We start from the raw sequence: 5676 nt of genomic DNA on the forward strand, positions 1-5676 counted from the left end.
ACCGGCCGCAGCGCCTCCGGTGCGGTCAGGTCGAGGGCCCGCGGACGCCCCAGGCGCGCGTCCGCAACGGCCCGAGCGATGGTGGGGTCGGAGGCGACAAGTTCAACCAGTCCCGACAAAGTCACCGAGACACCTTACGCCGGGCTGACGAGGTTGGGGCACGGCGACCGCACCACGCTCGGAAGGGATCGACCACGCATGGAGGGACGCCCGGCCCACTACCTGGTTACTGCCCGCGTCCCGGCTATTGCAGGTCACGAGGGCTGTCGGGCACGAACAGTTGACGGTCAGCTGCCTGCATGTCACGCATCAACTGAAAGGCCCGAGCGGCCTGCAGTTCCCCGTCGGCCACAATCATGCACATCACCTCGAAGGTCCGATAGGTGCGTATCCCGTGATGGCGTGCGTATTCCAGCGCGTCGCGGTCGTCAGAGACCCACCAAGACCCGGCGAAATCTGCGACCGTCTGGATCACATGGCATGTCTGCGCTTCACCAAGATGCTGCAGTGGCCGCGTCGGGTCGCCGCCCATGACCACTCGCCGGATGCGGTCCACCGCGACAGCCTGGTGCTCGTCCACTTCGATGGGTTCACCCAGCCATCCGTCGGCGGCGATGGTCGCCAACTGCGTGAGGACGGCCGCTGACCGCGCAGCCTCGTAGGCCACCGCTTCGCACCAGCGACCCCGACCCCGCAGCCAGTCTTTGAGCAGGTCCAACCGATACACGGCGGCGAAGTTGCACAGCACCGTGTTGTCCGGGAAGACCGCGTAGCTCATCAGTCATCCACCTCGTCGAGGTCGAGGCTGGCGCGCAGCGCATCGGTCGTCGTGCCCGAGAGGCCCGCGAACAACCGGAGGGTCACATCACCGGCCTCGTACGCCGCCCAGGCGTCGCGCAGCAGAAGCCCCGGGGGCCTAACCGAAAGAGACTCGGCAGCCAGTTGCGCGTTGCCCACGTGAAGCCCCGCGAGGTTCGCCGCATCGCGGCCACTGATCCGGCTCCATCGGTCGCGCGTGCCCGCGTCGATCAGCCGCAGCCCCTCAAGGCGAATCGCGAGTGCCGAAGGCGACACCCGCAACGTCGTTGCGACACGGCAGAACCCCTCCTTGTCGAAGCCGGGCCCGACTTTGTCGCGAAGCACCGCCTCGGGCATCAACAGCGTCGCCGCGAAGGCGTTCGCTCGAATCTCGCTCTCGACTCGATCGGTGCGGTAAATGTTCTGGTCGGTATGGATCTGCTGGTCGTCGCTAGCCAGCAGGTGGCCCAACTCGTGCGCGATCGTGAACCGGAGCCTGGCCGGAACTACCTGGGGAGCAGCAAGGATCAGCTTCAGGTCTCCGGTTGCGACAGCCAGCCCGTCGAAGCCATCGCCGAGCGGTTTGATGGCGACGTCAATGCCGAAGGCCCGTTCGATCAGGGCCGGTAACGGCTCCGTCACGAGATCGCCGACCGCAGCAAGTTGCGCCCCCGCCGACTCGGCCAGCGCTGCCCCTTGCTCCTTCCATAGCCCACCCAACGATGGTGGAGCCGGAAGACGCCACCCTTGCGGGTAACCCAGTGCGACAAGATCGGACCGAATGGTCATGTAGTTGCGGGCCAGCACCAACGCCGCACCCGCCGCGCTGCCTGCCGAAGCCCTAGCAGCAGCGGCCAGCGGCGGCTCTTCGCCGGTGACCAGCCAGTCCACGGTCACCTCGCACGCCTCGGAAATCAGCGCTAGATCGAGCGATGAGAATCGCCGCACACCTGACAGCGATTTGGACAGCTTGGTCGGCTCCAGGCCGACCTCTGCCGCAAACGCCCCCTGAGTTTCGCCGCGTTGGCCGATCAGCTGGCGAACCCGTTCAGCAATCGTCATGGGCACCATCGTAGGAGTTCGTTGCGATAATCGCAACCCCACGTTACTGTCATCGCAACACCCGGACGTTGGGTCGTCCGGATTGACCCAATCGTGGTTGAGTACCGTCATCCCCCCACCCAAGCAGGAGGCTCAGACAATGATGCGGGAGCCGTCCGCCGTGCAGGCCTTGCCCGAGTTACCCACCCCCGGGCGCGTGGTGGAAGTGCGTGGGTCGACCTGGGCCGTGACCGAGGTCGTCACCCAAGGCCTCTTGCGCAGCCCCGCGGACGAGTCGGTCGCGGCGAGGCAGCATGTGGTCGCTCTGCAGTCGCTGGACGAGGACCGCCTCGGCGACGAACTGCGCGTCATCTAGGAGCTGGAAGCCGGCCACACCATCGCCCCCGACCGTGGACTGCCGGCGAGCATCCAGCCCGAGGGCTTCGACGACCCCGACACGCTGGGCGCGTTCGTGGACGCCGTCCGCTGGGGCGCGGTCACGTCCGCCGACGACGACGCCTACCAGTCCCCTTTTCGCAGCGGGTGGACATTCACGCCTATCAGCTTGAGCCGCTACGGCGTGCCCTTCAGTCGCCGCGCACGAATCTATTGCTCGCCGATGACGTGGGCCTAGGCAAGACCATCGAGGCGGGCCTGGTCATTCAGGAACTGCTGCTGCGCCATCGCGCCCGAAGTGTCATCATCGTGTGCCCGCCGAGCCTGTCGCTGAAGTGGCAGGACGAGATGCGCGAGAAGTTCGGTCTCGACTTCGTGATCGTCAACAGCGAGCGGCTGGCAGAGGTTCGTCGCCAGCATGGCCTGAACGCCAATCCGCTGAAGATCTTTCCTCGTGTGATCGTCTCGATGGCTTGGATCGCCTCGACCCGCGCCCAGCGGCTGCTGCGCGACGTCTACGCCGACACCGACGCCCGTGCGACCGCCCGGCGCTACGCCTTCGACCTGCTGGTGGTGGACGAAGCCCACCACGTCGCGCCGGCCGCACCCACCCCGATCGGAGGCCATCGCGGGTATGCGGTCGACAGCCTGCGGACGATTCACACCCGCGAGCTCGCTGCGCGCTGCGAGCATCGGTTGTTTCTCACCGCTACCCCGCACAACGGCCATACCGAGTCGTTTACTGCGCTGATGGAGATGATCGATGACCGGCGCTTCTCTCGCGGTGCCGACCTGGACGAGCAGGCGTTGCGCCAGGTGGCCGTACGCCGATTGAAGACCGAGTTGCCCGAACTGGACTTCAAGCCTCGCCTGGTCAAGCCTTTGCCCTTCCAGCCGGACGACGCCGAGCAAGCTCGCTTCGATGAGTTGACCGGCATCATCGAGGCCAGCCGTAATGCGGCCGGCCCAGACAAGGGCGGCGACATGGTGGGGCTGTTGCTGAGGAAGCGGTTCCTGTCCAGTCCCTGGTCCTTCGGTCGGACGCTTGCCCGCCTGGCAGCCGCCGCACAGCCGCCGACGATCGACCTGTTCGACGACGACGCCGAGGCGCTTCGCGAACTGGTCGGCAGCGACGCCAGCGACGAAGAGGAAGGCTTGGAGGAACAACCTGAGTTCGAGGCCATGCGCCGTCGGCAGGTTCGCCGGGCACTGTCCACCGCGTCGCCAGCGCAGCTCAATGCCCTCGCTGACTGGGGTCTCGGCTACGAGGCCAGGCCCGACACCCGGCTAGGTGCGCTGATCCGCTGGCTGGGCGGTGTCTGTCGCGACGGCAAGCAGTGGACTAACGAACGCGTGGTGATCTTCACCGAGTACGCCGACACGTTGGACTGGATGACCGAGGTGCTGAAGATCAAGGGCTACGGCTCGGGTCCTTGCCACCATCCAGGGCTCGACGCTGCCCGAGCAGCGCGAGCGGACCCGGCAGCGATTCAGCGCCGACCCGTCCGTCGAACCGGTGCGCGTCCTGCTGGCCACCGACTCCGCCGGTGAGGGCATCGACCTGCAGGCCCACTGCCACCGGCTGGTCAACTTCGACATTCCGTTCAACCCGTCACGACTGGAGCAGCGGATCGGCCGGATCGACCGGTATGGCCAGACGCAGCGGCCCGAGATCTTTCACTTCGTGCCGGTCACCGGGTCGAGTACCTACACCGCCGACCTGGACTTTCTCACCCGGATCGCCCGCAAGGTCGGCACAGTCGCGGCCGATCTGGGCTCGGTCAATGAGGTGGTGGACGCCGACATTCAGCGGCATTTCCTGCCGCGAGCCGCCAAGACCGCCGGTACAGCCCCCCATCACCCGGGTGTTGGCGGTCGAGAAACTGCGTAGGGTCAACACGCTGCTCGGCTTCACCCGCATCGACGAACTCGATCGGGTCAACGATCCCGAACGACGACTCGGCCCCATCGCCCGAGGCAACCCCAAGTGGCTGGTGGCAACCGAGGACGCTGGCGAAGGCATCTTCCTCCAACTGGACGAGGCAGCCGTCGCGGCCTGGGAGGCGAAGGTACTGGCGTCGCCGCTCTGGACGGCCCACCGCGCCGCGCATCGGCGCAACTTCGAAAACCGGATCTCGAGCACAGCGACGAACTACGATGTCGCGAGCCGCTTGAAACCACCGCGCTACTGGCTGATTCACACCCTGGCCCACCTGCTGATCAGGGAGTTCGCGATGACCTCCGGCTATGGCGCCGCCAGCCTGTCGGAGCGGATCTATGCCTGGCCGGGCCATGACAGTCGACCACCCACCGCCGGCCTGCTGATCCTGACCACCGCATCCGACAGCGACGGCACCCTGGGCGGCCTGGTCAGGCTCAGCCAGCCGGAGTTGCTGCTGGGTTCGGTCCGCAACGCGCTACGCAAGGCGGCCCGCTGCTCATCCGACCCGGTCTGCTCAAACCGGACGCCCCGCGATCCTGAGGACTATCTCCACGGGGCGGCGTGCCACTGCTGCTGCATGGCATCCGAGACGTCCTGCGAGCGGGCCAACAGATTCCTCGACCGACGGTTCGTGCTGCCCCTGCCAGGCGAGTTTGCTCACCTCTCCTTCTTCGGAACCGACGATGGATGGTGACCCGGTAGTTCGGCTTGGGGCAGCACTGAGCGTTGCCGAGGCCGCGCAGCTTGCCTCCTGGCTGGCCGGGGGCGCGACTCTGCCCAAGGCGCTGGCCGCCATCGGTCCCGAGCGCCGACCGATGGTGCGGGCACTCCTTCTCAAAGCCGGGCTGACAGGCGCCAATGCGGTACCGGTGTTGAGGGCTATTGAGGGAGCGCACAGTCAGGAGCGTGCCGTCCATCCGGTGTGGACCGTCCCAGGAGCCCTGGCCGACTACGGACATCTCACCGCCTCGGTGAAGAACCTGGTGCTCGCTGCCCGGGAGTCTGTGGTCTGTTCGACGTTCAATTTCCAGAGGTCCTCGGCCATGTGGGCGGCACTGGCCGACGTGGCCGGGCGGGGCACGGTGGCCGTCACCGTCTACCTCGATACCCACGCGGCCACGTCCGGACCGTCGCCGACCGAAGTGGCCGCGCATCTGCCCGGGGCACGCGTCTACCGGACCCGTGCTGTTGGCAACCGCACCTACCGCAACCATGCCAAGTTCATCGCACTCGACCGGCAGGTTCTGATCGTGACCAGCGCGAACTTCTCCGCCAGTGCGGAGAAGCACAACATCGAGTTCGGTCTCGTGGTGCGTGATCCTGCACTCACTCAGATGGTGCAGAAGCAGCTGTTCGACCTGCAGCCGGCCATCTATGAGCGAGTTGCCATCAGCGATCTATCTGGGTGATCTGAGGTCGTTGCTCGGACCCGCTGATTACATGCTCAGTCGCGGCGGTTCCGCACCACCTTCAGCACCGCGCCCACGCCGATGAAGGTC

General features: G+C 66.4%; 7 protein-coding genes. 5 read left to right on the plus strand and 2 right to left on the minus strand.

Annotated features, from left to right (window positions below; genetic code table 11):
- Positions 1–244: 244 nt before the first annotated feature.
- Together AAFP05_RS07955 and AAFP05_RS07960 are read right to left on the minus strand one after the other, a co-directional pair.
- Complete coding sequence (locus AAFP05_RS07955) at positions 245–778, minus strand: hypothetical protein (RefSeq protein ID WP_341729326.1); 534 nt, start codon at positions 776–778, stop codon at positions 245–247.
- On the minus strand, positions 778–1860 hold the full coding sequence (locus tag AAFP05_RS07960) for an XRE family transcriptional regulator (RefSeq protein WP_341729327.1): 1083 nt from the start codon (positions 1858–1860) through the stop codon (positions 778–780). Before AAFP05_RS07960 ends, AAFP05_RS07955 begins: the two co-directional genes overlap by 1 nt.
- A 97-nt stretch (positions 1861–1957) precedes the next feature.
- Between AAFP05_RS07960 and AAFP05_RS07965 the strand changes: the two genes are divergently transcribed.
- From AAFP05_RS07965 to drmC, 5 genes are all read left to right on the plus strand, one after another.
- Positions 1958–2215, plus strand: coding sequence for a hypothetical protein (locus AAFP05_RS07965; RefSeq protein ID WP_341729328.1), 258 nt, complete (start codon positions 1958–1960; stop codon positions 2213–2215).
- A 167-nt stretch (positions 2216–2382) separates the two neighbouring features.
- Positions 2383–3786: an SNF2-related protein gene (locus AAFP05_RS07970; RefSeq protein ID WP_341729329.1), complete on the plus strand. Its 1404-nt coding sequence runs from the start codon at positions 2383–2385 to the stop codon at positions 3784–3786.
- On the plus strand, positions 3692–4126 hold the full coding sequence (locus AAFP05_RS07975) for a helicase-related protein (RefSeq protein WP_341729332.1): 435 nt from the start codon (positions 3692–3694) through the stop codon (positions 4124–4126). Before AAFP05_RS07970 ends, AAFP05_RS07975 begins: the two co-directional genes overlap by 95 nt.
- Entirely contained in the window at positions 4104–4871 is a 768-nt protein-coding gene (locus AAFP05_RS07980; RefSeq protein WP_341729330.1) for a DUF1998 domain-containing protein, read from the plus strand. Before AAFP05_RS07975 ends, AAFP05_RS07980 begins: the two co-directional genes overlap by 23 nt.
- Positions 4861–5586, plus strand: coding sequence for a DISARM system phospholipase D-like protein DrmC (gene drmC / locus AAFP05_RS07985; protein ID WP_341729331.1), 726 nt, complete (start codon positions 4861–4863; stop codon positions 5584–5586). The genes AAFP05_RS07980 and drmC overlap by 11 nt, the downstream gene beginning before the upstream one ends.
- Positions 5587–5676: the final 90 nt, after the last annotated feature.

It is taken from the genome of Brooklawnia sp., from assembly GCF_032229645.1.
Lineage (GTDB): Bacteria > Actinomycetota > Actinomycetes > Propionibacteriales > Propionibacteriaceae > Brooklawnia.

Coding starts and splice junctions, on each gene's coding strand:
- AAFP05_RS07960 (WP_341729327.1), bottom strand. CDS start 1,860: ATGACGATTGCTGAACGGGTTCGCCAGCTGATCGGCCAACGCGGCGAA.
- AAFP05_RS07955 (WP_341729326.1), bottom strand. CDS start 778: ATGAGCTACGCGGTCTTCCCGGACAACACGGTGCTGTGCAACTTCGCC.
- drmC (WP_341729331.1), top strand. CDS start 4,861: ATGGATGGTGACCCGGTAGTTCGGCTTGGGGCAGCACTGAGCGTTGCC.